Consider the following 312-nt stretch of genomic DNA (forward strand, 5'->3'; position numbering starts at 1 on the left):
CTATCCGGCATGGCGCGATCACAGCGCGGACAGGGTCGCGATGGCCGCGTCCCGCGCGGCGGCGACCTCGCCGGGGTGCAGTGCCTCGCTGACGGCGCGCTTGCCCGCGAGGCGCGCGGCTTCAATGGCGGCCGCCTTCGCGGTCCAGGCATCACGCAGCCATAGCACCTCGTCTGCGAGGACTCGCGGGGTCATGGCGCGCGCCTCCGCCTCGAGCGCGATCAGGGGCCAGGGGCTCGCGTCTGCAGGATAGCCGGCCGCGCGGTACGCCTCCGCCTGGGCTGCCTTGAGGAGGTAGACCCCCTCCTGGCC

The 312-nt window shown here is 74.4% G+C and carries 1 pseudogene; it reads right to left on the minus strand.

Features of this window, described 5'->3' with window-relative positions:
* Window positions 1-18 precede the first annotated feature (18 nt).
* A pseudogene (locus ACTFO6_RS17440) lies at window positions 19-312 on the minus strand (hypothetical protein); the annotation flags it as partial.

Source organism: Pelomicrobium sp. G1 (assembly GCF_051905455.1).
Lineage (GTDB): Bacteria > Pseudomonadota > Gammaproteobacteria > Burkholderiales > UBA6910 > Pelomicrobium.